Raw genomic sequence first — 23,094 nt, 5'->3', positions numbered from 1 at the left:
CCGACACAATGAGTACCCGAGCAGGCGTCCGCACCGGACTGTTCATCGGGGGCGAGGCCCGACAGACCGCCGAGACGCTGAAGGTCGCGGATCCGGGCAAGCCCGGCGTGATCGTGGGTGAAGCGGCTTCGGCGTCCCCGCAGGACGTGACCGACGCCGTCGCGGCCGCGAAGGCCGCCTTCCCCGCATGGTCCGCGATGAGCGCGACCGAGCGGGCGGCACTGATGGCCGAGGCCATCGCGGGCATCGCCGACGAGCGGGACACGGATGCCGCGATCCTGTCGCAGGAGAACGGCAAGATCCGTTTCGAGAGCTTCATCGACGCGCTCGTCTTCGAGATCCGCTGGAACCTCGCGCTGATGATCGCCGACGAGGTGGACACGGGCAAGACCCTTCCCGTCGTCCCAGGGCACATTCCCGTGACGACCGAGGTGGCGTATCAGCCGCTCGGCGTGGTCACCGTGATCGTGCCGTTCAACTGGCCGATCGCGATCCTCGGCGCGTCGCTTCCGCACGCGCTCCTCGCGGGCAACACGGCGATCGTGAAGCCGCCGCCCACGACGCCGCTCGCGACGACGCGCATCGTGCAGCGCGTGGCCGAGAAGCTCCCGCCCGGCGTCCTCAACGTCGTGACGGGACGCGACGAGAACATGGGCGCGCTGATCCAGAATCCCGACATCGCCAAAGTCTGCTTCACCGGCAGCGTCAACGGCGGCAAGCGGATGATGGAGATGGCGTCCAAGACGCTGACGCGCGTGACGCTCGAACTCGGCGGCAACGACGCGGCGATCTTCACCGAGGACGCCGTCATCGACGACACGCACCTCGACCGGCTGTTCTCGGCGATCTACGACACGACCGGGCAGATCTGCATGAACGCCAAGCGCGTCTACGTGCACCGTTCACGCATGGACGAGCTCGTCGCCGGCCTGGAGTCGCGGCTCGAGAAGGTCGTCCTCGGTTACGGGCTCGACGAGGGCACGACCATGGGCCCGCTGCACCAGTCGGCGCAGAAGGCGTTCGTCGAGGAGATCATCCAGGAGGCGAAGGATGCCGGCGCCGATGTGCGCGAGTACGGCGAGCTGCCGAGCGGCGACCTCGCCGGAGGCAACTTCCTCCGTCCCGCGCTCGTGATCGATCCCGACCCGCAGCTGCGCGTCGTGACCCAGGAGCAATTCGGCCCGGTCATCCCGATCATCCCGTTCGACAGCGAGGAGGAGGCGGTCGCCGCCGCGAACGACACGTGGAGCGGCCTCTGCGGCAGCGTCTGGACCGCCGACCCCGCCACGGCGGAGCGGATCGGTTCGCGACTCGCGTGCGGCTACGTCTGGGTGAACGACCACGGCGCCACCCGCCTCGACCTGCGCGCGCCGTTCGGCGGCATGAAGCAGTCGGGCATGGGTCGCGAGCAGGGCATCGAGGGCATTCGCGCCTTCCAGGACACCCGCTCGATCGCGACCATCGATCCCGAGGCACTCGCCGCCATGGCGCACTGACGATGGACCGACAGGGGATCCGGCCTCGCACGCGGGGCCGGATCCCCTGCGTCTGGGACACTCGAAGATGAGCCGTGGTCAGCCGATGCCGCGGCGGTACGAAGGGAACGTCATGACCGACACCGAGCAGCGGGCGCGTGCGGCTGTGCCGCCCGAGGCGGTGACGGAGCCGTTGCCCGAGATCATCGACCCCGACAACTTCACGCCACGCCTGCTGGCGCTCCTCTCGAATGCCCTCGTCTGGCGCGAGTCGCACGAACTGCGCCGGCGCTTCGGCTTCGGCACGAACGACTGGCGCATCATCTCCGCGCTCGCCATCCGGCCCGGCGCCTCGGCGACCGAACTCGCGGAGTTCCTCGGTCTCAACAAGGCCGTGATCTCGAAGGCCGTCACCAAGCTCGTCGACCACAGCCTGGTGCTGCTCGTCGACGGACCGCGGGGCTCCCGACCGATGTACCTGACCGCGGCGGGTGCGGAGATGCACGGACGGATGCTGCCCATCTCCATGCGCGGGCACGAGATCATCGTGTCCGACCTCGCCCCCGATGACATCGACCGGCTCAACAGCCTGCTTCGGCGGATGCTCGAGAAGACCCGCGAGCTGCAGGTGCTCGAGAACGGATGGCACGCAGAGGCCGCCGACTGAGGCGATGATGGCCCGACGCGGCGTCACGAAGCGACCCTTCCATACAGCGGAAAACGTCGGCGGTACCTATGGACATTCCCTATCCACATAGGTAAGCTTGGTGCAAGCGCGCAACGAGGCGCCCGCTGAACCTGGAAAGGACCTCGATCAGTGACCAGAACCACACCCGCACCCAATCGCGCGGCATCGCTCGAACTCGTGAACGACTTCTCGCTGGAGATGACCGGCAAGGACGTTCCCGGGCTCATCGAAGCGAAAGACACCATCCCGGCCGGCACGAAGATCAACGTGACGTTCCTCGGCAACGAGGACCTCGAGATGCGCGTGGCCGCGGCGAAGGCGGTGCGCGAGCTCGGGTTCGTGCCCGTTCCGCACATCTCCGCGCGCCGGCTGGAATCGCAGGAGCAGCTCGAGGAGTTCCTCGCCGCCCTGCAGGAGGTCGGAGCGACCGAGCACGTGTTCGCCGTCGGCGGCGACCCGGCCACGCCCGAAGGCCCCTACCCCGACTCGCTGTCGGTGATCCAGAGCGGTGTGCTGCAGAAGTACGGCGTGCGCGAGGTGTCGATCGCGGGTTACCCCGAGGGTCACCCCGACATCTCGAACGACGTGCTCTGGCAGCACCTCGAGGCCAAGTCTGCTGCGCTCAAGGAGCAGGGCCTCGAGGCCGTCATCCTGACGCAGTTCGCGTTCGACACCGAGCCGGTCATCAACTGGATCAACCAGGTGCGCGCCAAGGGCATCGACACGCAGATCCGCGTCGGCACGCCGGGACCCGCCGGCATCAAGCGGCTCCTGGCCTTCGCCCGCCGCTTCGGCGTGGGCGCGAACGCGATGATCGTGAAGAAGTACGGCTTCTCGCTCACGAACCTCATGGGCACCGCCGGACCCGACCGATTCGTCAACGACCTCGCCGCGCTCCTCGCGGAGAACCCGGCCTCGGGTCGCGTCGGCCTGCACTTCTACACGTTCGGCGGCCTGCTCGCGACCTCGAAGTGGGCGGGCGAGTTCCGCGCCAGCCAGTCGTGAGGGGCCGGTCATGACGCTGCATGTGCAACCGCGCAGGGATCAGGCCTGCCTGATCGTGCACGGGCCCGACCGCCCCGGCATCGTCGCGGCCGTCGCGGCGCTCGTCACGCGCAACAAGGGCAACATCATCACGCTCGACCAGTACACCGACGACCCGAGCGGCGGTGCCTTCTTCCAGCGGGTGGTGTTCCACCGCGCCGACTTCGCGGTTGCCGCGCCCGACATCGAGGCCGACCTCGAGAAGACGTTGAAGCCGCTCGGGATGGAGTGGACGCTCACCGACCAGTCCATCCCGAAGCGCATGGCGATCCTGGCGTCGACGTCGGATCACTGCCTGCTCGAGCTGCTCTGGCGGCACCGGCGAGGTGAGCTTCCGGTGACCATTCCCATGGTCATCTCGAACCACACCAACTCGGCCGAAGACGTGCGCTCGTTCGGGATCCCGTTCTTCCATATCCCCTCGCAGGGCCCCGACAAGTCGGAAGCCGAGGCCGAGATCGTGAAGCTGCTCAAGGGCAACGTCGACTTCGTCGTGCTGGCCCGGTACATGCAGATCCTCTCCGACACCTTCCTCGAGGAGGTCGGCGTGCCGATCATCAACATCCACCACTCGTTCCTTCCCGCCTTCATCGGTGCCGCACCGTACAAGAAGGCCAGGGAGCGTGGCGTGAAGCTGATCGGCGCGACCTCGCACTACGTGACGAAGGACCTCGACGAGGGGCCCATCATCGAGCAGGACGTCGCCCGGGTGACGCACGCGCATTCGGCGGCTGATCTCGCCGCTCGCGGCGCGTACGTCGAGCGGGCGGTGCTCTCGCGTGCCGTCGAGTGGCATGCCCAAGACCGCGTCATCCGACACGGCAACCACACCATCGTCTTCTGAACCGCGGATGTCTCAGCCCGAGGCATCCGGCGAACGAAACCGAAAACCCAGCAAGAAGCAAGAACAGAGAGGTTCACACCGTGGCACCCAAGAATCTGCAGGAAGTCCTCGACGCCTCGAACGGCGCCGTCGACCTGCTCCGCAACTCGCAGATCGGCTCGTACATCTACCCGGTCGTGCCGGCCGATTTCCAGAACTGGATCAAGGAGCAGAAGGCGTGGCGTGAGACCGCCGTGCTCTACGACCAGTCCCACCACATGGACAACCTGTTCCTCAAGGGGTCCGACGCCATCAAGCTGATCGAGGCGACCGCCATCAACTCGGTCGCGAACTTCCCGGTCGACAAGGCGAAGCAGTACGTTCCCACCACCGCGTCGGGACACGTCATCGGCGACGGCATCCTCTTCCGTGAGGCCGAGGACGAGTACGTGTACGTCGGCCGTGCGCCGGCGGCCAACTGGCTGCTCTTCCACGGCGAGACCGGCGGCTACCAGAACCTCGACATCACCGTCGACCGCCGTTCGCCCTCGCGCCCCTACGGCGACGAGGTCAGCCGCAAGTACTACCGCTTCCAGATCCAGGGCCCGAACGCGTGGCAGGTCATCGAGAAGCTCAACGGCGGACCGCTGGAGCAGCTGAAGTTCTTCAACATGTCGACCATGACGATCGACGGCACCACCGTGCGCACGCTGCGTCACGGCATGGCCGGCGCGCCGGGCCTCGAGATCTGGGGCCCCTACGCCGACCACCACCGCATCCGCGACGCGATCGTCGAGGCGGGCGCCGAGTTCGGTCTCGTGCCGGTGGGTTCGCGCGCGTACCCGTCGAACACGCTCGAGTCGGGCTGGATCCCGTCGCCGCTGCCGGCCATCTACACCGGTGAGGAGGAGCGCGCGTACCGCGAATGGCTCCCCGCCGACGGCTACGAGGCGACCGGCACCCTGGCCGGATCCTTCGTGTCGGACAACATCGAGGACTACTACCTCACCCCGTGGGAGCTCGGCTACGGCTCGTTCGTGAAGTTCGACCACGACTTCATCGGACGCGACGCGCTCGAGAAGGTCGACCAGGCGTCGCAGCGCAAGAAGGTCACCCTCGCGTGGGACGCCGAGGACCTCGGCAAGGTGTTCACGTCGCTGCTGGACGTCGACGGGCCGAACTACAAGTTCTTCGACCTGCCGCTCGCGAACTACGGATCGGCGAACTACGACGCGGTCGTCGACGCCGACGGAACCGTCGTCGGATTCTCGATGTTCACCGGGTACAGCGCGAACGAGCGCCGCGGCCTGTCGCTTGCGACGGTCGACGCGAACGTGCCCGAGGGCACCGAGCTCAAGGTCGTCTGGGGCGAGCCGAACGGCGGCACGTCGAAGGCGTCGGTGGAGCCGCACGAGCAGACCGAGGTGCGTGCCGTCGTCAGCCCCGTGCCGTACTCGACCGTCGCGCGCGCCACGTACCAGGGCGGATGGCGCACCGGCTACCAGGACCAGCCCGAGGCCGCCCAGGTCTAGGTTGGTACCCTGAAGCTCGAGGGGGTCAGGGCTCGGCCCTGGCCCCTCTCGACCATCCCCCGCCCTCGAGGAGCTTGCACATGAGCCTGCGTAACGCCCTGCTGGCGCTGCTGCGCGTGGGGCCCCTCTCGGGCTACGACCTGCAGAAGCAGTTCTCCCTGTCGGTCGGGCATGTCTGGCATGCGCCCGACTCGCAGATCTACCCCGAGCTTCGCAAGATGGAGATCGCGGGGCTCATCGAGGGCGAGGAGCAGGTGCGCGGCGAGCGCGGCACCCGGCGCGTCTATCACGTGACGGATGCCGGTGAGCAGTCGTTCCTCGGTTGGATGGCGGCTCCGCTCGACTACTCGCGCGTGCGCGACCCCGCACACCTGAAGGCGGCCTACCTCGAGGCGACGACGCCCGCGGCTGCGCGCGAGTTCCTCCGGGCGCACATCGCGGCATGGGAGAGCGAGCTCGAGCAGTGGGAAGGGGAGCTGCGTCGCATCGACGCCATCGACAACCCCATGCTCATCCGGCGACTCGCGGCGATGCCCCCCGAGGACCACGAGCGCACCATCGCGTTCAAGCGCTTCGCGTACGAGGGCCTCGTCGAGCGCGCGCGCGGCGAGATCGGGTGGGCCGAGCGCGGACTCGAGCTCGTCGACGCGCTCTCAGCCTCCGACGGCTCGTGGAGCGCTGCGCGGGCGGCCTCATCGGGGTCGTCGGCCGACTAGCAGAACCAGTCGTTCCCGCCGGCGAGGACTGGGGGTCCTCAGCGGCGGGAACGAACGAGTGCGACCGCAGTCAGCTCAGACGCGAGCCCCGCGACGAGCGGCATCCGCGAGCGCATCGGCGTCGAGCGCGAACAGGTCGCGGGTTCCGGCCATCGTCGCCCCGACCAGTCCGGCCGCCTGCGGCAGCAGCTGCTCGGCGTAGAACCGGGCCAGCGGCAGCTGCGACTCCGCGATCGGGTCATCGTCGAGCCCGCGTGCCGCGAGCGCCGACTTCGCCATGAGCCATCCGCCGAGCACGAGGCCCCAGATGCGCAGGTACGGCGTCGACCCGGAGAGCATCGCGTTCGGGTCGGTCGCGCCGGTGCGGAGCATCCACACCGTCGTCTGCTCGAGCGTGCCGAGCTGCGTCTTCAGCTGCGCGCGGATCGACGCGAACTCCTCGCCGGCCGCCTCCAGCTCGCCGTCGAGCTCACGCATCGTGGCGATGAACTCGAGCGCCGAGGCGCCGTCGCGCACCGGCAGCTTGCGTCCGACGAGGTCCGCGGCCTGGATGCCATTGGTGCCCTCGTAGATCGCGGCGATGCGAACGTCGCGGTAATGCTGGGCGACGCCGGTCTCCTCGATGAAGCCCATTCCGCCGTGGATCTGCAGCGCGAGCGACGTGAGCTCGTTGCCGAGGTCGGTGCCGAACGCCTTGCAGATGGGGGTGAGGAGACCCACGATCTCGTTGGCACGAGCGCGAGTCGCGGCATCGGGGTGATGCGTCGAGATGTCGACGTAGGCGGCGTTCAGCAGCATCATGCGACGCATCGCGGCGATGTACGACTTCTGCGTCATGAGCATGCGGCGCACGTCGGGGAAGTCGATGATGGGGGAGTCCTCGGTGGCGCCGATCGCGCGACCCTGGATGCGCTCCCGTGCGTAGTCGAGCGACTGCTGGTAGGCGCGCTCGGCGACGGCGAGGCCCTGCATGCCGACCGAGAGCCGGGCGCTGTTCATCATGACGAACATGATGCGCATGCCGATGTTCTCTTCGCCGATGAGGTAGCCGGTCGCGTCCTCGTACGACAGCACGCAGGTGGGCGATCCGTGGATGCCCATCTTGTGCTCGACGCCCACGGTCTTCACACCGTTGCGCTCCCCGAGCGAGCCGTCCTCGTTCACGAGGTACTTCGGCACGATGAAGATCGAGATGCCCTTCGTGCCGGCCGGCGCGCCGGGCGTGCGGGCGAGCACGAGGTGCACGATCTGCTCGCTGAGGTCGTGGTCGCCGAAGGTGATGAAGATCTTCTGGCCGGTGATGCCGTAGCTGCCGTCGGGACGCTTCACGGCCTTCGTGGTCAGCGCGCCCACGTCGGAGCCGGCGTGCGGCTCGGTCAGGTTCATCGTGCCGGCCCACTCACCGGTCACCATCTTCGGCAGCCAGGCCTGCTTCTGCTCGTCGGTGCCGTAGTTGAGGAGCGCCTCGATGGCGCCCTGCGTGAGCAGCGGCGCGAGGGCGAACGCCATGTTCGCGGTGGCCGCGAGCTCCTGGAGGGCGAGACCGACGGTGCGGGGGAATCCGCCGCCGCCATACTCCTCGGGCAGCGGCACCGAGCCCCAGCCGGCATCGACGTAGGCGGAGTACGCCTCCTTGAAGCCCGTGGCCGTGGTCACAGTGCCGTCGGGGTTCAGGCGGGCGCCCTCGAGGTCGCCGGCGCGGTTCGTGGGCGCCACGACGTCGGCCATGAAGTTGCCGACCTCTTCGATGATGTCGGAAACGGTGTCGAAGTCGGCGTGCTCGAAGCCCGGCAGCCGGGCGATGTCGTCGTAGCCGACGACGTGCTTCAGCGCATAGGTCAGATCAGCAACAGGCGGACGGAATTCGGTCATAGCGGCAGCGTAACTCCGAGGCCTCTCGGGGACGTGGCCATGTGTGCCGATTCGACGACCCGATCAGGCACTTCCCACGCGCCCTTTGTGCCTTCCCACAAGGGCGGCGGATGTCCCGGAGCCCGCGACATCCGCTCACGAAAACAGGTCGACGGCACCGTGCGGATCCGGAAGCATGCAAGATCGGCCTGTTCTCGACGTTCCGCCCTGTTTTCGGGTACGGCGGCGGTGTGACGCCTCGATCGGCGGGTGTCGCCGTAGCATCGGATGCGCCCCCCGCACCTTGGAGCCCGGTTGAACCACCCACCCCCCGATGAGCACCCGACCGGCTTCGGTGCGCCCTCGGCGGAGTTGGAGCGTCGGGCCGAGCGCGGAGACGGCGTGTCGGGCTCGGCCGGCGCACACGCGCTGCCGCTGGAGGTTCCGCCCGTCGAGGGGCCGCGGCATCCGGTGCAGGATCGCGTGCGGTACTACCTGTGCTGCCTCGAGCCGAGCGGGGACTTCGACGAGGTCATCGTCGCGGTGACGGATGCCGGGCGACGACGCTACTTCGCGACCCGCGACGGCGAGCGGCTCGCCGAGGTCGACGAGGATTCGTTCGTGCAGCGAAGTGAGGGCGGAGCCCGCTCGCTGCTGGAGCTTGACGAGCGCGAGGTGGGCGAGCTCGAGGCCGAGCTGCAGTTCGTGCGTCCGGTGCGGGGGCGGGATCCGATCGCAGAGGTGGCGGATGCCGCGGTGACGGATGTCGCGGAGACGGATGCTTCGGCAGACGGAGATGGGACGGATGACGACATGACCGAAGACGAAGTGACCGAAGACGAAGTGACCGAGTCGACGCCGGAGGGCGATCGCGATGACGCGGAGGCATCCGTCGACGAGGATTCGATGATGAAGGAGTTCGAGGCGGAGATGACGGCGACGACGAGTGACACGGTGGAGCAGAACGAGCGCGCCGTCGAGGAGCAAGCGGCACCGGGCGTCGACGGGGTGACGTCGGCGACCGAGGCGATCGAGCAGGTCTCGCTCGCGAAGGGCATCGCGTTCATCGCCCACCGTGGCCGGCTCGACCGGAGCGGTGCGCCCTACATCGACCACCCGGGGCGTATCGCCGAGCGGTTCGATCCGGTCACCGAGACCGTCGAGGCCGCGGCGGCGTGGCTGCATGACGTGCTCGAGGAGTCGCCCGTCACCGCGCAGGAGCTGTTCGAGGCCGGTGTGACGCCGCCGATCCTCGAGGTCGTGCAGTTGCTCACGCGGACGCCGGAGGTCTCCGACGACGAGTACTACGCGCGCATTCGCCGCAGCCCGGTCGCGCGTCGCGTGAAGCTCGCCGACATCGACGACAACACCGCGCGGTGGCGGCTGCGTCGCCTCGACTACGACATGCAGCTCCGCCTCGTGGAGAAGTACCGGATCGCGCGGCAGGCGCTCGGCGCCGACTGATCGCGGGATTCACCGGGTCCGTGCGGCCGCGGTCTCCGCAGCGATAGCCTGTGGCCGACCCGTCTCGTTTCCGCCGCGCGCCCTCCGCGCTGGCCCTCGCCCCGAGAGGCCCCCCGAATGACCTCCCAGCAGAACCCGTATCGTCCCGCCGTGGCCGCAGGCTGGCACCTCGAGCCTGCGACGAACCGTTATCGCTGGTGGGATGGCGTGAACTGGGGCGTGTACTACGACCAGATGCCGGCGGGATACGCCGCACCCGTCGCGCAGCCGTTCGGGGCGGCGGTCGGCCTGGGCGCCGGCGCGGGCTCGAACGGGTTCGCCATCGCCGCGCTCGTGCTCGGCATCTGGGGCTTCCTGACGACGTGGATCCCGTTCTTCGTCGGTCTGTTCGTCGGCGGGGTGCCCGACGTCCTCGCCATCGTGTTCGGCATCCTCGGCATCGTGCGGGCGAACGCGAACGGCGGTCGGGGACTCGCCATGTCGGTCGTCGGCCTCGTGCTCGGTGCGCTCGCGTTCTTCTCGATCTTCCTGGGCGCCGGCACGATCTGGTAGTGGGGGCGAGAGCTGAGACCTTCCCGCCGCCGGTGTCGATCTGGCCGCTCCCTGTTCGACGCATGAGTAGAAGCATCCGTCGAGGCATCCGCCTCACGAAGCATCCGCTCATGCGAACGCGAATCTGATGGGAGAACCTCATGTCAACACCTCGGGCCCTGCGGCCACTGCGGAACCCCGCATACCGGTGGCTGGCGTCGGCGCTCGTGGCGTCGCTCGTCGGCGCCGGCATCTGGATGGTTGCCCTCGTCTGGCAGATCGTCGCGATCGGCGGCGGCGCGACCGAACTCTCGGTCGTCGCCGGCGCGACGGCGGTCGGGATGCTGCTGACGACGCTGCTCGGCGGGGCGCTCGCCGACCGCATTCCGCAGCGGCGCATCCTGCTCGTCGTCGAGGTCGTGCGTGCCGCGGCCGTCGGTGTCGTCGCGCTGCTCTCGCTCACCGGGGGCCTCGCGGTGTGGCAGCTGACCGCGGTCGCGTTCGTCGGCGGCGTGATGGCCGGGCTCTACTACCCGGCGTACTCGGCGCTGCTGCCGAGCGTGCTCCCTGAGGACGAGCTGATGGCCGCGAACGGGTTCGAGGGCATGGCCCGGCCGGTGCTCATGCAGGCGGGCGGCCCGGCGCTCGCGAGCGGCCTCATCGCGGTCTCGTCGCCCGGGGCCGCGCTCGCCATCACCGCGCTGACCGGTGTCGTGGCGGCGGCGTGCCTGCTGAAGGTGCCCGAGGTGCCGCTGCGCGGTGAGCGTGCGATGACGGAGGCGAACGGCACGACGGGCGCCACGCGGCATCCGGCCGTCGCCCTGCTCGTCGACGTGCGCGACGGCTTCAGCTACATGGTGCGCACGCCGTGGCTGCTCGGCACGCTCACGTTCGCGTCGCTGCTGATCCTGCTGATCATGGGGCCGTTCGAGGTGCTCGTGCCGTTCGTGATCAAGGACGTCGCCGGCGGCGGTCCCGAGGAGCACGCGCTCATCCTCGCCGCGTTCGGCATCGGCGGGGCGGCCGGGTCGATGGCGGTGGCGTCGCTCCGGATGCCACGGCGCTACCTGACCGTGATGAACCTGCTCTGGGGGCTCGGATGCCTCCCGCTCGCGGTGTTCGGACTGACCGACCAGATCTGGGTGATGGTCGTCGCGGCGTTCCTCGTGGGGGCCGCGTTCAATGGCGGCGTCGTGATCTGGGGCACGCTGCTGCAGCGCCGGGTCCCCGCCGAGATGCTCGGACGCGTCTCGAGCCTCGACTTCTTTGTCTCGCTCGCGTTCATGCCCGTGTCGATGGCGTTCGCCGGGCCGGCGGGGGAGTCGCTGGGGCTGCCGATGGTGTTCCTCATCGCGGGTGTGGCACCGCTCGTGATCGGCGTGGTCGCGATCGTCGCGGCGCGGATGACGCGGGATGAGCTCGCGAACCCGATCGACGCAGGCGAAGCGGCGACCGAAGCGGCATCCGACACGGCCGGAGCATCCGCACCTGAACCCCAGTTCGCCTGATCAGACCGCGCCGGCCGGCCCGGAAGCCCCCCGACTCACCCGTCCTGCTCGTGCCGTCGCATCAGTTGCCCCGCGACATCCGGCACCGAGTTCGTCCACTCCCGAGGCGGCCGCTCGTACCCGCCTGCAGGCGGCCGCGGTGGGATCTCGATCGGCTCCGGCTCGACCTTCTGCCACGGCACCTTGGACAGCAGGTGCGCGATCATGTTGATCCGCGACGCCCGCTTGTCGTCGCTCTCCACCTCGTACCAGGGCGCCTCGGTGATGTCCGTGTGCAGCATCATGGTGTCCTTCGCGCGGGAGTACTCCTCCCACTTGGTGATGGAGCTCAGGTCGGTCCCGCTGAGCTTCCACCGCCGCATCGGATCGTTCAACCGCGACCGGAACCGCTCCTCCTGCACGACATCCGACACGCTGAACCAGTACTTCAGCAGGATGACGCCGTCTTCCACGAGCAGCCGCTCGAAGGTCGGCGCCTGGTGCAGGAACCGCTGGTACTCCTCATTGGTGCAATACCCCATGACGCGCTCGACTCCGGCGCGGTTGTACCAGGAGCGATCGAAGAGCACGATCTCGCCGGCCGCGGGCAGGTGCGGCACGTACCGCTGGAAGTACCAGCGCGTCTTGTCGCGCGCGCTCGGCGTCGGCAGCGCAACGATGCGTGTGACGCGCGGGTTCAGGTATTCGGTGACCCGCTTGATCGTGGAACCCTTGCCCGCGGCATCCCGCCCCTCGAAGATCACGACGACCCGGGCGCCCGACTGCTGCACCCACGCCTGCATGTCGACGAGCTTCGCCTGCAGGGCCATCAGTTCGCGCTCGTACAGGGCCTTCGGCATCCGTCGCGTCATCCGGCACCCCCTTGGAGTGAAGCCTAGAGCGGATGCCGCGACGCGGCGTCGCGCGATGGTACGGCGCGCTGCGCACCACCGGGACCACTGCGGGAGTACGCTCGCGCGCAGCGACAGCGCAGCGACAGCGCAGCGACAGCGCAGCGACAGCGCAGCGACAGCGCAGCGACAGCGGCTCCGGCCGCGGCGAGGAGGCGGACGTGGTCCCCGAGATCAACTACTGGGCGGTCCTGTTGGCGACGGCGTCGAGCATGATCGTCGGCACGATCTGGTACACGCCGCGCGTGTTCGGAACACGCTGGGCGAAGCTCGCGAACGTCGACATGGATCGCCCCGGTGCCAGCGCGGTGATGCCGATCATCGTGACGGTGCTCGTGAGCTTCGTGACGGCCTGGGTGCTCGCGGGCGCCTCGACGATCGCGTGGCACTTCTACGGCGGCGGCTACCTCGTGGCGGCACTCCTCACGGCCGTGATCCTCTGGGCCGGGTTCACCGCGGCGCGGTTCATCACGCACGACGCCTTCGAGGGCCGTCCGTCGACGCTCACCATCATCAACATCGCGCACGAGCTCGTGACGCTCGTCGTCATGGGCATCATCATCGGGGTGTGGCCGCCGGCCGGCACCGTCTGACGCCCGGCGGGCGACGTGCGGATCGGCGGTCGGTTCGTCGACTCCGTTGCCTCCCGCGCCCCGCATGCGGGGTAGCGGCCCGCTCGGAATGACCGGAGCATGGCTCATGAGGTCGCCGGCCGTCTCCGCGCCTCCCGAGATCGGAGCCGATGATGCTGCACCCCGTTCGACGTGCCGTCAACGCGATCGCTGCTGCTGCGGCATCCGCTCTTCTGCTCGCTGCCTGCACGGCAACCGCGAGCGACGTCGCCACGAACGAGCCGAGCACGGAGAGCACGGAGCCGGGCACTGAGCCCGGCGCGTCGACGGATGCCGCGGTGCAGCAGCTGCTCGACACCGCCGCCGCGCGGCACTTCGACGAGCGTGCGCTCGGGTCACTGCTCGCCGAGATCCGAATCGACGGGGAGGTCGCGGCGCAGGTCGCCCTCGGCGAGGCGATGAGCGGTGAGCCGGTGACGATCGACGGCCGGTTCCGCAACGGTGCGGTCGCGATCACGTACGTGAGCACCGTCATGATGAAGCTCGCCGAGGAGGGCGCCATCGACCTCGACGAGCCGATCGCCACGTGGCTGCCCGACGTGCCCGACGCCGACCGGGCGACGCCGCGGATGCTCGCGAACATGACCGCGGGCTACCCCGATCACGTCGCGAACCAGGCCTTCGTCGACGCGTTCGTGGCCGACCCGTTCCGCGCGTGGACGACCGACGAGCTGCTCGAGTACAGCTTCGGCGCCCCGCGGCTGTTCGTGCCCGGGGAGAACTGGGACTACTCGCATGCGGGCTATGTGGTGCTCGGGCAGGTGCTCGAAGCGGCATCCGGTCAGTCACTCGAAGAGCTCATCGACGAGTACATCCTCGACCCACTCGAGCTCGACGCCACGGTGCCCGACCAGGGACCCGCGATTCCCGAACCGGCGGTGCACGCGTTCACGCTCGAGCGGGGCGTCTGGGAGGACTCGTCGTACTGGAACCCGTCATGGACCCTTCCGGCCGGAGCGGTCGAGACGAGCTCGGTCAGCGACATGGCGGCGAGCTTCGACGCAATCGTCGGCAGGGGCGAGCTGCTCGAGGAGTCGTCGTGGGCGGCGATGTTCGACGCCGAGCTCGTCGGGTTCGGCGAGCCACTCGATGGATGCCGCAGCTGCCACACCATGGTCGACGGCTGGTCGTACGGGCTCGGTGCCGTGCTCACGGGCGACTGGGTGAAGCAGACTCCGCTCTTCGGCGGCTACGCCGGATCGGTCGTGACCCTGCCCGCCGCGCGCGCCGATGACGGCCGCGCGATCACCGTCGCCGTTGCGGTCACCTACACCCCCGACTCGTACGACGACTGGAGCGCATCGCTCGCGAACTACGCCGACGAACTCGCGCTGGCGCTCGGCGGAGAGCTCGCACCGGACAACCCGCCGCCGACGCCGCCGAAGCGCGGCTGATCGGTGAGTGACGATCGCCGCGACGATCGGGTCCACCATGCCTCGACGTCAGTCCGTTTGCGAGGTCGCGGACGAGGCCCGATACTGAGCGGATGGATTCTGCGGAGGGCGTGCGAATGGAGACGAACGCCGATGTCGAAGCCGACCGGCGAGCGTCGCGCAGGATGGACCTCGTCCTGACGATGGTCGGCCTGCTGCTCCTCGCTCCTGCGGTGCTGGGACTCGCGATGATGGGCGGGTGGGTCGGCACCGTGACGGTGCGGTGCGGCGGATACGTCTGCAACGACGTCGTCGCGGCGGGCATCTTCATGGCGGGGCCCGGAGGCCCCATCGTGTGGGTCGTCGCACTCGTCGCCTCGATCGTCGTCCTTGCGCGGCGGCGTCGGGCGTCGTGGATTCCGCCGGTCGCGTTCCTCATGGCCGTCGGGTTGCTGCTGGCCGGCGCGTGGCTCGCCGACTGGGGTGCGGGGCTCAGCCTTCTCTGACGCGCCGCACGCGTGGCGCCGGTCGCGGCATGCTCGGCTCGCGGCATCCGATCAGCCGCGGGCGCCCTCGGTCACGCGCTTCTTCTCGCGCACGTACACCTCGCGCCGCACGCGCGCGACGACGTCTCCGTCGCGGTCGGTGATCTCGGTCTCGAACCACTCGAGCACCCTCGTGCCGCCGCGGGCGCGCTCGCGAAGCTCGTCGACCTTCTCGCGGGGCACCTCGAAGTGCGCGGTCAGGACGCCGCGACCGGGCTTGAGGAACTCGATCTCGCCGCGCGTGTCCCATACGACGTAGTCGCCGTCGAGCTGATGCTTCACGAGCATGAAGTAGTAGGGGTCGGTCATCGCCGACATGGACCCGCCGAACGCGGTCTTCACGTAGTTGCGGGTGAACGGGTTGACGTGCAGTTCGACGGTCGCGCTCGTCCAGTCGGGGGAGAACCGCTTCACACGGATGCCGCTGAAGAGGTTCGGTATCCACAGGCTCATGCCGATCGCGAGTCGGCGGGGTGTGATTCGCATGGGTTCGATTGTGGCGGATGTCGCGCCTATCGGCCCGGCGGGTCTCGGGAGACGTCGCCCCCCACAGCCGCCACCCAGCGGCACCCCTAGGATCGAAGGCATGGCCGGGTTCTGGGGCAAGCGACAGCGCGATCAGCAACAGCAGCAGGAACTCGCAGCACACGACGCCGATCTGGCGAAGCGGGCGGGAACGGCGCTGGTCGCCGCTGACGAGCGCATTCGCGTGACCGCCGACGAGCTCGCCTTCGCCGAGGCCGAGCTGGGGCCGAACGCGACCGCCGAACTGAGCGTGGCGCTCGCCACGGTTCGGCAGCACCTGGGCGAGGCGTTCCGGTTGAACCAGCTCAATCACGACGAGATCCCCGACACCCGCGACGAGCTTCGCACTCGCAACGCCCGCATCGTGCAGCTGTGCGACTGGGCGGAAGACGTGCTCGACGAGCGCACCTCGGCACTCGCCGAGAAGATCGCGCGGGCGCGGCGGGCTCCCGAGATCATCGCGGGTGTGCGAGCGGATGCCGCGCGGCTGCGCGCTCGCATCCCGCATGCCCGTGAGACCGTCGACCGGCTCGCGGTTCGCTACGCGCGCGAGGCGCTCACCCAGGTGGAGGCGAACCCCGCGGAGGCCGAGCAGCTGCTCGGATTCGCCGAGCACAGCGCGGGCGTGGCCGAGCGTCGGCGCGAGGCCGGGCAGCGCGAGCAGGCGAATCTCGCACTCGAGGCGTCGACGGAATCGGTTCGCCGAGCTGCGGCCCTCCTCGACGCGGTGGAGACCTTCGAGGTGGAGGCGCTGCGGGCCGAGGCCACCTTGGCGGCGATCGTCGAGGATTCCCGCCAGGACCTCGTCGTCGCGCTGAAGGAGCCGCACAGCGCCGGTGTCGCTGCCGCGATCGCTGAGCTGCAGTCGGCGCTCGCCGCCCTTCCGGTGGCCGGCGTCAACATCGACCCGTTCTCCCAGCTGAGCCGCCTGCGCGAGGCGAACTCGGGGCTGGATGCCGCGATCGCGGCGGCCCGCGAGCGCGCGGCGCGCCCGATCCCGCCGCTCGAGCACGTGCGCCACGCGATCGACGACGCCGACCGCCAGCTCGCCGTCGCCCGTGATGTCATCGCCGGCCACCGCGGCTGGATCGGCGCCGACGCTCGCACGCGACTGGCCGAGTCGGAGCGCATCCGGATCGACCTCGATCGCTACCTCGGCACGTCGGCGGCGGCCGCGACCGTCATCGACGAGGACCACCGCGAACAGGCGATGGCGATGGCCCGGCGCGTCGCGTACCTCGCGGGCGAGGCGCTTCACCTCGCGCAGCGCGACATCGATGCCTCCCGACCCCAGGATCCCGGGCAGTGGGGCGGCCAGGGTTGGGGCGGCGGGCGTCGCGGCGGCGGATCCGACCTCATGGGCGGCCTCCTCGGCGGCCTGGTCATCGGCAGCATCTTCGACGGCATGTTCGACGGATGAGGACGGGAGTCGCAGTGCCCGCGGGGTTGATCCGGAATGCATGAGGAATCCTCAGTTCGCTAGACTGCGACCAGGCAACGGCACGCCCGAGCGGGGGGCATCATGTCTGATCAGCTCAATTGGTTCATCGTTCCGAACGACAACGCGACGACCACGCTGGACCCGACCACCTCGGCCGAGTATGACCTCGTCAACGAATATGCAATCAAGCGCCTGATCTACAAGGAACGCGAGTACGGCATCAACCTCGACTGGGCGGATCTGGACCCGACAACGGCCGCGGTGAATGTGGTACGGGAGGGTTCGGATACCACGCCGATCCGGTACGGGGAACTCGTCGCCATCCGGGTTCGAGGGGGCGGGTACCTGCGCTACGGACGGCGGGACTACGGCATCAACCTCAAGTGGTCCGAAGACCCGGTGTACGAATGGCAGATCGCCGGATCCGGGTCTTCTGCGGGGACGGACGTTCGGATGGGCGACGCGGTCGGACTCGTCAACAACACCGCCGGGGACACGCTGTTCTACGATCCGCGCCGATACGGCATCAACCTGAAGTGGCTTGCGGACAAGGGGAAGCACAACGACACGCCGTGGTACGAATCCGTCGCCGACGCAGTCGGCTCCTTCTTCGCGGAGTTCGGGACACTCCTCATCGAGATCCTGAATCGGGCGATCGGTGTGGTCGACTTCCTCCTGACACTTCTCGGGATCATGCTCCCGAAGAAGATGCGGGTCGGGATCGTCGTCCTTCGAGACGCACAGGGCAACGCCCTTCTCGCAGACGACCGCCTGTCGCCGACGGATCTGGCAGATGACCAGCAGAAGCTGCAGGATGCGGTGGACGTCATGAAGCAATGTCTCAAGAACCAGGTGAAGGTCGATCTCCGCACAGCCGACGGCTCCTCCTCTGACGACGCAGAGGACTTCTACCGCATCCTCCCGTTCCCGGCTCCGACCTATGCCCTCGACGTCAAGTGCGGAGCTGGGCTCTGGGGTCAGGACTTCGGGCAGACGGGCCGATACTTCCGTCGACACTCCTCAGCGAATCGGCCGTTCTACGGCAGCCCTGTCACGATCTTCGTCGTCCAGGATGTCGCCGACAAGCTCGGCTGTTCGCTCGGGCCGCTGACCGACTGGGTCGTCGTTGAGAAAGCCGGCTTCAACCGGTACACGGGAACGGCGGACGGTGTGACCACACGTCCGACCACCCCCATGCATGAAGTCGGCCACGCCTGCGGTCTGTGGCACGAAGGCCCCCAGTCATGGTCGAAGACGCCTCGGTCGAACCTCATGATCAAGGGGGTCCCCCGAGGGATTCAGATGAATCGTCTGCAACGAGCCATCTTCAGGAACTCGAGACACGTCACGTTCCTCTGACGGGCTGACGCCGCTACGGCACGTTCGTGAACGTCACGCTCGGGTAGCCGAGGCTCGGCGCCGCCTGCAGCGTGAGGGAGCTCGGGTCGTCGAGCGACCAGGCGACCCGCCAGGTGACGGACCCGCCCGGTTCGACCGTGGCGGTCGGCGGGATGCCGACATCATCAGCGGGATTGAGGAGGTCGCCGCCGAGGTCGACGATCTGGCTCACCTCCTGATCGCCCGACGAGAGCGTCGGGAGCGGCAACGGCTGCAGGTCCTCCGACGAGTCATTGGTGATCGTGAGGGTGAACACGACGTGGTTCGCCTGCGTCGCCCCGACCGCGAAATCGCTCGGCGTGTACGGCTCGGGCACCGAGACGGTGAGCGCGACGCCGTCGTCCCAGGTCATGGTCTCGCCGAATCTGAGGTTGCCGGCGTCGGGCGCCTCGGGCTGGTCGGCGTCGGGGTCTGCGCCCGGGCCGCCGTCGTCGGGTAGCGGCAACGCCGGGACATCCGGAATCGCATCGTCGATCTCATCGACCACGTTGCCGACCGACCCGATGAGGAACGTCACGAGCATCACGATGCCGACGATCGCGGCGACGATCGAGACCACGAGCCCCATGACCGCCGGCCACTTCGCGCCGCGCAGCGACAGGCCGATGATCGAGAGCACGAACGCGGCGGGCACCAGGATCCACGCGAATCCGCTCACGGCGGGGATGAGCGGGACCACGAGCGCCACGATCGCGACCACGAATGCGATGATGCCCACCACGTGCGGGCCCGGGTTCGACGGTTCGGTGAACGGAGGTCCCGGCAGCATCGTCGTGGCGGGTGCGCCGTACGTCGGCGGCGGTGGGGGCTCGAGCGGCGTGCCGCCGACGGCCGCGTAGGGCGCGTGTGGTGCGTACGGCGTGGTCGCCGCGGCATCCGACCCCCGCGACCCCCAGACGAAGGGGATCGTCGGGCTGTCGTCCCCGGTCGGCAGCACCGCGGTGTCCGCCTGATCGGGCGCGGCCGGCGACGACGCGGGCGGTGGCGGCACGGTCTCGGGGCCGGGCGCCACGTACTGCGTCCAGGTGTCGCCGTCCCAGTACCGCCGCCCGCCGGATCCGTCTTCGTACCACCCGGCGGGCGCCCTGCTCGGGTCGCTCATACTTCGATGGTGACAGAGCCGGCGGGCGGCCGGGTCTCGGTGACCGAATCGTGATCCGGTCTAGCGTTGGAGCTGCGCCAATACCGCTTCAGCGAGCGCGATCGCGCTGTCGCGGTCGGTGCCCGCGACGTTGTACCAGTCGTTGCCGACCCCGAGGTCGATCGCGCAGCTGTCGCCGTACGGGTCGACATTGCATCGGAGGACGGCTGCGTCGTCGGCGCTCAGCCCGGCGAGCTCGACCGGTGATGTTGTGCCGGCCTGCAGCATCCGCTCGAATGCCCAGCGGCCGTCGTTCACCCAGTCCACACTCGCCGCGGTGTCGGCATCCAAGATCGACCAGAGGCATCCGACGTCGCCGGCGGTCTGGCGGGCCTCTGCCCATGCGCTCCAGCCGCCGCCTCCGGCACGCTGGGGTTCGGCGTCGGGCGCGCCGGTGATGGACCGAACGGTGTCGAGCGGAAGCACGGCCTCGCAGTCCTCCGCCGGCGGCGTGCCCACCTGCTCGGGGGCGGTGGGAGCCGCGGCAGGGCCGGCCGCGTTCACGGCTTCGAGGATCGCGTCGTAGAACGGCTGCCAACTGGGTTGATCGATGACGCTCGGTTCGCCGTGCGCCACGACGGTCAGCCACGCGTCGCCAACGACCTGCGAGCCCGCGCAGAGAACAGGTCCGTCTCCCGCAGGTACGTCGCAACGGCTCCGATCGTCCGGCATGCCGTACTGCGTCGCGCGTTCACTCCACCCCGCCACCGGCTGCGGCACGATCGAGACCGTGACGCCGACGTACTCGGGCTCCCATCCGTACTGGTCGTTCTCGGCGACCCCGTTCGACCACTCGCACACCGTGCCGCCGACCGAGAAGATCGAGGTGATTCGCGGGACCGCGATTCCGACACCCGAGGCGGTGACGATCGGGTCGGCCGGCGCGACATCCGTGGTGAAGAGATCCGACACCAGCGCTGGGTCGACCAGCGACTCGCACGTGAGTCCGTAGCGCGATTCGGGCATTCCGGGTGCCGCCGGCTCCTCGGTGGGAGGCGGCGTCGGAGTCGGGGTCGGAGTCGGGGACGGGCTGGTGACCGGCTTCGGCGACGTCGTCGCAGCGGGATCCATCGAGTACTGCCCGAGGGGCGCGAGACCGAAGACGAACGCGGCTCCGGCTGCGACACCGGCGAGCAGGGCTCCCGCGAGCACGCCGCCGACGATTCGGTCGGTGCGTGACAACCGCTTGGCGGTTGCCGGCTCATTCCCGACCTGCTCGAGCACGTTGCGCTTCATCGACACGAGCATGCGTGTCAGTTCGTCTCCTGTGGGGGGTTCAGATCTCATCGAGGGTCACCGCCTTCTTCAATCGGGTCCGGCTTCGGGACACGCGTTGCTTCACCGCGCCGACGCTGAGGCCGAGCTGCTTCGCCGCCTCCGCGTAGGGCACGCCGTCGATCAGGCACAACTCGCAGATGCGCCGATCGATCGGCTCGAGGCGCTCGATCTCGGCGAGCACCCAGCGCAGGTCATCTCGGGCGGACTCGGCCTCATGGTGGTCACGCAGCGCCTGGCCCCGGTTGGTCGAGGTCTCGTCGAGCTCGTCGGCCTGATGCCGTGCGGCCTTGCGTGCGGTGTTGCGTCCGAGGTTGCGGCATACGACCAGCAGCCAGGGAAGAAGGGATGCTTCGGCGATCGTGATCTCGGACGACTTGCGCCACATCGTCACGAACGTGTCCTGCACGATCTCCTCGACGTCCATCCGGCTCGCCGCGATCGCCCACGCGTACCTCGTCACCGCCGGCGCATGCCGATCGAACACGACCGCCAGCGCTCGTTGATCACCGGCCGCCAACCGTTTCAACAGTTCGGCGTCGGTGCCATCGCTCTCGTCCACGCGCACCTCCTCACTGTAGAGATGTCTGGAAATGCGGAAAGGTCACACGGCTGGCGCGATGTTCGCTGAACGCCAGGGCGCCGGATCGGTCTCATCGACCACCGTGCTCCTCTCGGGGCGTGCCACGCCCGATCGTGGGCTTCCTCATGCCGCCGACCGCGATGCGGGCAGCGCGAATCGGGCGCGTCCGCCGAGTCTGGGTGTTCGTGCAAGGTCGACGTGCGGTGGTGGGATGAACCACACCTCGTTGCGGGTTGCGCGGATGCCCCATCCTTCGCGGTGGATGCGGTGGTGGCAGAAGCTGCAGAGCATGACCCCATTCGAAAGGTCGGTCGGTCCGGCGTCGCGTTCCCACCATCTGATGTGGTGTGCGTCGACGTAGGCGATGTTCTGGCCGCATGAGGCGCATCCGCCGTCGCGTTCGGCGAGTGCGAGGCGTTGCGCCCGGCTGAAGAGCCGCGCCGAGCGGCCGAGGTCGAGCGGTACCCCTTCGCCGCCGAAGACCGCGGGGATGAGGTACGCGTCGGCTGACATGCGCCGGGCGGTGGCTGCGCTGATCGGCTGGTCGATGCCATCGATGCGCGCGTGCCCGAGGCCCGCGACGAGGGTTTCGTGGTCGAGGCGCACCACGACCGTGGCCTTGGCCAGTGGGGCGAGGGTCTGCTCGCAACCCAAGGAGTGGCGTGCGATCGCGGCGAGCGCGTCGGCCTGGATCTGCGGGATCGACCGGGGGTCGTCGACGACCGAACCCGAACCCGATGTGGCTGGATCACGGCGGCGCAGGGTGTCGCCGACGATCGCCTCGATCGCGGTCTTGATGGGTGCAGCGGTCTCGGGGTCGAGGCGAGCATGCAGGTGCACCATGCCCGCCGCGTCCTCGCGGATCGTGAGCGAGCGTTCGCTGCGCAGTTGCTCCTCGCGCGGTTCGACGCCGTCGCGGTCGAGCCGGGCCTCGGCTTCACGGACCCCGCGCACGAGCAGGTCGAGCGGCACCCGTTCGGCGAGGTCGACGAGGACCGCCTCGGTGGTGTCGGCCAGCGCGGGATCGGCACGCAGGCGCACCCGGTCGAGCATCGCGGTGATCACCGATGCCGCGTCGACCCCGATGCCGCCCGTCTCGAGGGCTGCGGCGACGTGCGGATGCCGCGACGGCACCCGGTCGCCGCCGAACGTCTGTCGCCCGGCAGTGGCGGTGCCGACCGCGATCAGCTTCGCCGCGTCGCCCCGGGATGCCCCGGTCGATGCGGCGATCATCCGCACGGGGTTGTGGAACCCGTGCGCCCTGGCGAGGCTGGACTCGCCCAACTCGGTGCTGGACCGTTTCGACACCTCGGCCGCGACGCGGGCGAGGAGCGCCTCGGCGTCGCGTCGAACCCGCGCGAGCGCGTCAGTGACCCGGACCAGACCCGTATCGCTCATCTGCTCCACCTCGACCTGCGTGGCGCCCTCGAGGGCTCCGAACGCCGGCATCGCCCCGGCCCACGCGGCACGCAACTGCGCGACATCGCGTTCGAGGGTGAGCAGAGGTTGTTCCATGACTCCATCCTGCACCGACCCACCGACATTCGATCCGTACAGAAAACGACGCTGATCAGGCATATCGCCTGTGGAGAACTCCGCGATCAACTCACCTGTGGAGGACATGTCGGCGACGGAGAGGAAGCGGCCTGGGGCATCCGT

Annotated in this window: 21 protein-coding genes; 14 read left to right on the top strand and 7 right to left on the bottom strand. The window is 69.0% G+C overall.

Annotated elements, in window-relative coordinates:
* Window positions 1–8 precede the first annotated feature (8 nt).
* From AB0K73_RS00230 to AB0K73_RS00205, 6 genes are all read left to right on the top strand, one after another.
* On the top strand, window positions 9–1,496 hold the full coding sequence (locus tag AB0K73_RS00230; protein WP_360511200.1) for an aldehyde dehydrogenase family protein: 1,488 nt from the start codon (window positions 9–11) through the stop codon (window positions 1,494–1,496).
* Window positions 1,497–1,608: 112 nt separating this feature from the next.
* Window positions 1,609–2,142, top strand: coding sequence for a MarR family winged helix-turn-helix transcriptional regulator (locus AB0K73_RS00225; RefSeq protein WP_360511201.1), 534 nt, complete (start codon window positions 1,609–1,611; stop codon window positions 2,140–2,142).
* Window positions 2,143–2,361: 219 nt separating this feature from the next.
* Window positions 2,362–3,168 carry a methylenetetrahydrofolate reductase gene (locus tag AB0K73_RS00220; protein ID WP_360511323.1) on the top strand — a complete coding sequence of 269 codons (807 nt, stop codon included), beginning with the start codon at window positions 2,362–2,364 and terminating at the stop codon, window positions 3,166–3,168.
* A 10-nt stretch (window positions 3,169–3,178) separates the two neighbouring features.
* A complete protein-coding gene (gene purU / locus AB0K73_RS00215) occupies window positions 3,179–4,051 on the top strand; it encodes a formyltetrahydrofolate deformylase (RefSeq protein WP_360511202.1) in 873 nt (290 codons plus the stop codon).
* Window positions 4,052–4,131: 80 nt separating this feature from the next.
* Window positions 4,132–5,562, top strand: coding sequence for an aminomethyl transferase family protein (locus AB0K73_RS00210; protein ID WP_360511203.1), 1,431 nt, complete (start codon window positions 4,132–4,134; stop codon window positions 5,560–5,562).
* Window positions 5,563–5,642: 80 nt separating this feature from the next.
* Window positions 5,643–6,278, top strand: a complete 636-nt coding sequence (locus AB0K73_RS00205) for a PadR family transcriptional regulator (RefSeq protein ID WP_360511204.1) — start codon at window positions 5,643–5,645, stop codon at window positions 6,276–6,278.
* 75 nt (window positions 6,279–6,353) lie between these two features.
* Here AB0K73_RS00205 and AB0K73_RS00200 read toward each other — a convergent pair whose 3' ends face one another.
* Window positions 6,354–8,150 carry an acyl-CoA dehydrogenase gene (locus AB0K73_RS00200; RefSeq protein ID WP_360511205.1) on the bottom strand — a complete coding sequence of 599 codons (1,797 nt, stop codon included), beginning with the start codon at window positions 8,148–8,150 and terminating at the stop codon, window positions 6,354–6,356.
* A gap of 294 nt (window positions 8,151–8,444) precedes the next feature.
* Between AB0K73_RS00200 and AB0K73_RS00195 the strand changes: the two genes are divergently transcribed.
* The 3 genes from AB0K73_RS00195 to AB0K73_RS00185 all read left to right on the top strand — a co-directional run bounded on the left by AB0K73_RS00195 (window position 8,445) and on the right by AB0K73_RS00185 (window position 11,632).
* Window positions 8,445–9,593, top strand: coding sequence for a hypothetical protein (locus AB0K73_RS00195; RefSeq protein ID WP_360511206.1), 1,149 nt, complete (start codon window positions 8,445–8,447; stop codon window positions 9,591–9,593).
* A 117-nt stretch (window positions 9,594–9,710) separates the two neighbouring features.
* Window positions 9,711–10,145: a DUF4190 domain-containing protein gene (locus AB0K73_RS00190; RefSeq protein ID WP_360511207.1), complete on the top strand. Its 435-nt coding sequence runs from the start codon at window positions 9,711–9,713 to the stop codon at window positions 10,143–10,145.
* A 140-nt stretch (window positions 10,146–10,285) separates the two neighbouring features.
* Window positions 10,286–11,632: an MFS transporter gene (locus AB0K73_RS00185; RefSeq protein ID WP_360511208.1), complete on the top strand. Its 1,347-nt coding sequence runs from the start codon at window positions 10,286–10,288 to the stop codon at window positions 11,630–11,632.
* A gap of 35 nt (window positions 11,633–11,667) precedes the next feature.
* On the opposite strand, the gene ppk2 is transcribed toward AB0K73_RS00185, so the two are convergent.
* Window positions 11,668–12,483 carry a polyphosphate kinase 2 gene (gene ppk2 / locus AB0K73_RS00180; protein ID WP_360511209.1) on the bottom strand — a complete coding sequence of 272 codons (816 nt, stop codon included), beginning with the start codon at window positions 12,481–12,483 and terminating at the stop codon, window positions 11,668–11,670.
* A gap of 200 nt (window positions 12,484–12,683) precedes the next feature.
* Here ppk2 and AB0K73_RS00175 point away from each other — a divergent pair, with 200 nt between their 5' ends.
* The 3 genes from AB0K73_RS00175 to AB0K73_RS00165 all read left to right on the top strand — a co-directional run bounded on the left by AB0K73_RS00175 (window position 12,684) and on the right by AB0K73_RS00165 (window position 15,033).
* Window positions 12,684–13,115, top strand: coding sequence for a DUF1761 domain-containing protein (locus AB0K73_RS00175; protein WP_360511210.1), 432 nt, complete (start codon window positions 12,684–12,686; stop codon window positions 13,113–13,115).
* Window positions 13,116–13,267: 152 nt separating this feature from the next.
* A complete protein-coding gene (locus AB0K73_RS00170) occupies window positions 13,268–14,548 on the top strand; it encodes a serine hydrolase domain-containing protein (protein ID WP_360511211.1) in 1,281 nt (426 codons plus the stop codon).
* A 92-nt stretch (window positions 14,549–14,640) separates the two neighbouring features.
* Complete coding sequence (locus AB0K73_RS00165) at window positions 14,641–15,033, top strand: hypothetical protein (protein ID WP_360511212.1); 393 nt, start codon at window positions 14,641–14,643, stop codon at window positions 15,031–15,033.
* Between the two features lie 51 nt (window positions 15,034–15,084).
* On the opposite strand, the gene AB0K73_RS00160 is transcribed toward AB0K73_RS00165, so the two are convergent.
* On the bottom strand, window positions 15,085–15,558 hold the full coding sequence (locus AB0K73_RS00160) for a DUF4442 domain-containing protein (protein ID WP_360511213.1): 474 nt from the start codon (window positions 15,556–15,558) through the stop codon (window positions 15,085–15,087).
* A 100-nt stretch (window positions 15,559–15,658) separates the two neighbouring features.
* Between AB0K73_RS00160 and AB0K73_RS00155 the strand changes: the two genes are divergently transcribed.
* Together AB0K73_RS00155 and AB0K73_RS00150 are read left to right on the top strand one after the other, a co-directional pair.
* Entirely contained in the window at window positions 15,659–17,017 is a 1,359-nt protein-coding gene (locus AB0K73_RS00155) for a hypothetical protein (protein ID WP_360511214.1), read from the top strand.
* 102 nt (window positions 17,018–17,119) lie between these two features.
* Window positions 17,120–18,397, top strand: coding sequence for a hypothetical protein (locus AB0K73_RS00150; RefSeq protein WP_360511215.1), 1,278 nt, complete (start codon window positions 17,120–17,122; stop codon window positions 18,395–18,397).
* A 13-nt stretch (window positions 18,398–18,410) separates the two neighbouring features.
* On the opposite strand, the gene AB0K73_RS00145 is transcribed toward AB0K73_RS00150, so the two are convergent.
* The 4 genes from AB0K73_RS00145 to AB0K73_RS00130 form a co-directional block, all read right to left on the bottom strand.
* The gene (locus tag AB0K73_RS00145) at window positions 18,411–19,538 is read right to left on the bottom strand and encodes a DUF308 domain-containing protein (protein ID WP_360511216.1); all 1,128 of its coding nucleotides are present in this window, start codon (window positions 19,536–19,538) and stop codon (window positions 18,411–18,413) included.
* 60 nt (window positions 19,539–19,598) lie between these two features.
* Complete coding sequence (locus tag AB0K73_RS00140; RefSeq protein ID WP_360511217.1) at window positions 19,599–20,864, bottom strand: hypothetical protein; 1,266 nt, start codon at window positions 20,862–20,864, stop codon at window positions 19,599–19,601.
* Complete coding sequence (locus AB0K73_RS00135; protein WP_360511218.1) at window positions 20,854–21,414, bottom strand: RNA polymerase sigma factor; 561 nt, start codon at window positions 21,412–21,414, stop codon at window positions 20,854–20,856. The genes AB0K73_RS00140 and AB0K73_RS00135 overlap by 11 nt, the downstream gene beginning before the upstream one ends.
* A 144-nt stretch (window positions 21,415–21,558) precedes the next feature.
* A complete protein-coding gene (locus AB0K73_RS00130; protein ID WP_360511219.1) occupies window positions 21,559–22,950 on the bottom strand; it encodes a DUF222 domain-containing protein in 1,392 nt (463 codons plus the stop codon).
* Window positions 22,951–23,094 lie beyond the last annotated feature (144 nt).

Origin of the sequence: Agromyces sp. NPDC052230, assembly GCF_040679595.1 — a bacterium.
Lineage (GTDB): Bacteria > Actinomycetota > Actinomycetes > Actinomycetales > Microbacteriaceae > Agromyces.
The sequence above is the reverse complement of the archived record's forward strand: the minus strand, read 5'-3'. Positions and strand labels throughout refer to the sequence as shown.

Coding starts and splice junctions, on each gene's coding strand:
- AB0K73_RS00225 (WP_360511201.1), top strand. CDS start 1,609: ATGACCGACACCGAGCAGCGGGCGCGTGCGGCTGTGCCGCCCGAGGCG.
- AB0K73_RS00205 (WP_360511204.1), top strand. CDS start 5,643: ATGAGCCTGCGTAACGCCCTGCTGGCGCTGCTGCGCGTGGGGCCCCTC.
- AB0K73_RS00200 (WP_360511205.1), bottom strand. CDS start 8,150: ATGACCGAATTCCGTCCGCCTGTTGCTGATCTGACCTATGCGCTGAAG.
- AB0K73_RS00185 (WP_360511208.1), top strand. CDS start 10,286: ATGTCAACACCTCGGGCCCTGCGGCCACTGCGGAACCCCGCATACCGG.
- purU (WP_360511202.1), top strand. CDS start 3,179: ATGACGCTGCATGTGCAACCGCGCAGGGATCAGGCCTGCCTGATCGTG.
- AB0K73_RS00155 (WP_360511214.1), top strand. CDS start 15,659: ATGGCCGGGTTCTGGGGCAAGCGACAGCGCGATCAGCAACAGCAGCAG.
- AB0K73_RS00140 (WP_360511217.1), bottom strand. CDS start 20,864: ATGAGATCTGAACCCCCCACAGGAGACGAACTGACACGCATGCTCGTG.
- AB0K73_RS00230 (WP_360511200.1), top strand. CDS start 9: ATGAGTACCCGAGCAGGCGTCCGCACCGGACTGTTCATCGGGGGCGAG.
- AB0K73_RS00190 (WP_360511207.1), top strand. CDS start 9,711: ATGACCTCCCAGCAGAACCCGTATCGTCCCGCCGTGGCCGCAGGCTGG.
- ppk2 (WP_360511209.1), bottom strand. CDS start 12,483: ATGACGCGACGGATGCCGAAGGCCCTGTACGAGCGCGAACTGATGGCC.
- AB0K73_RS00160 (WP_360511213.1), bottom strand. CDS start 15,558: ATGCGAATCACACCCCGCCGACTCGCGATCGGCATGAGCCTGTGGATA.
- AB0K73_RS00165 (WP_360511212.1), top strand. CDS start 14,641: ATGGATTCTGCGGAGGGCGTGCGAATGGAGACGAACGCCGATGTCGAA.
- AB0K73_RS00130 (WP_360511219.1), bottom strand. CDS start 22,950: ATGGAACAACCTCTGCTCACCCTCGAACGCGATGTCGCGCAGTTGCGT.
- AB0K73_RS00220 (WP_360511323.1), top strand. CDS start 2,362: ATGACCGGCAAGGACGTTCCCGGGCTCATCGAAGCGAAAGACACCATC.
- AB0K73_RS00150 (WP_360511215.1), top strand. CDS start 17,120: ATGTCTGATCAGCTCAATTGGTTCATCGTTCCGAACGACAACGCGACG.
- AB0K73_RS00145 (WP_360511216.1), bottom strand. CDS start 19,538: ATGAGCGACCCGAGCAGGGCGCCCGCCGGGTGGTACGAAGACGGATCC.
- AB0K73_RS00170 (WP_360511211.1), top strand. CDS start 13,268: ATGCTGCACCCCGTTCGACGTGCCGTCAACGCGATCGCTGCTGCTGCG.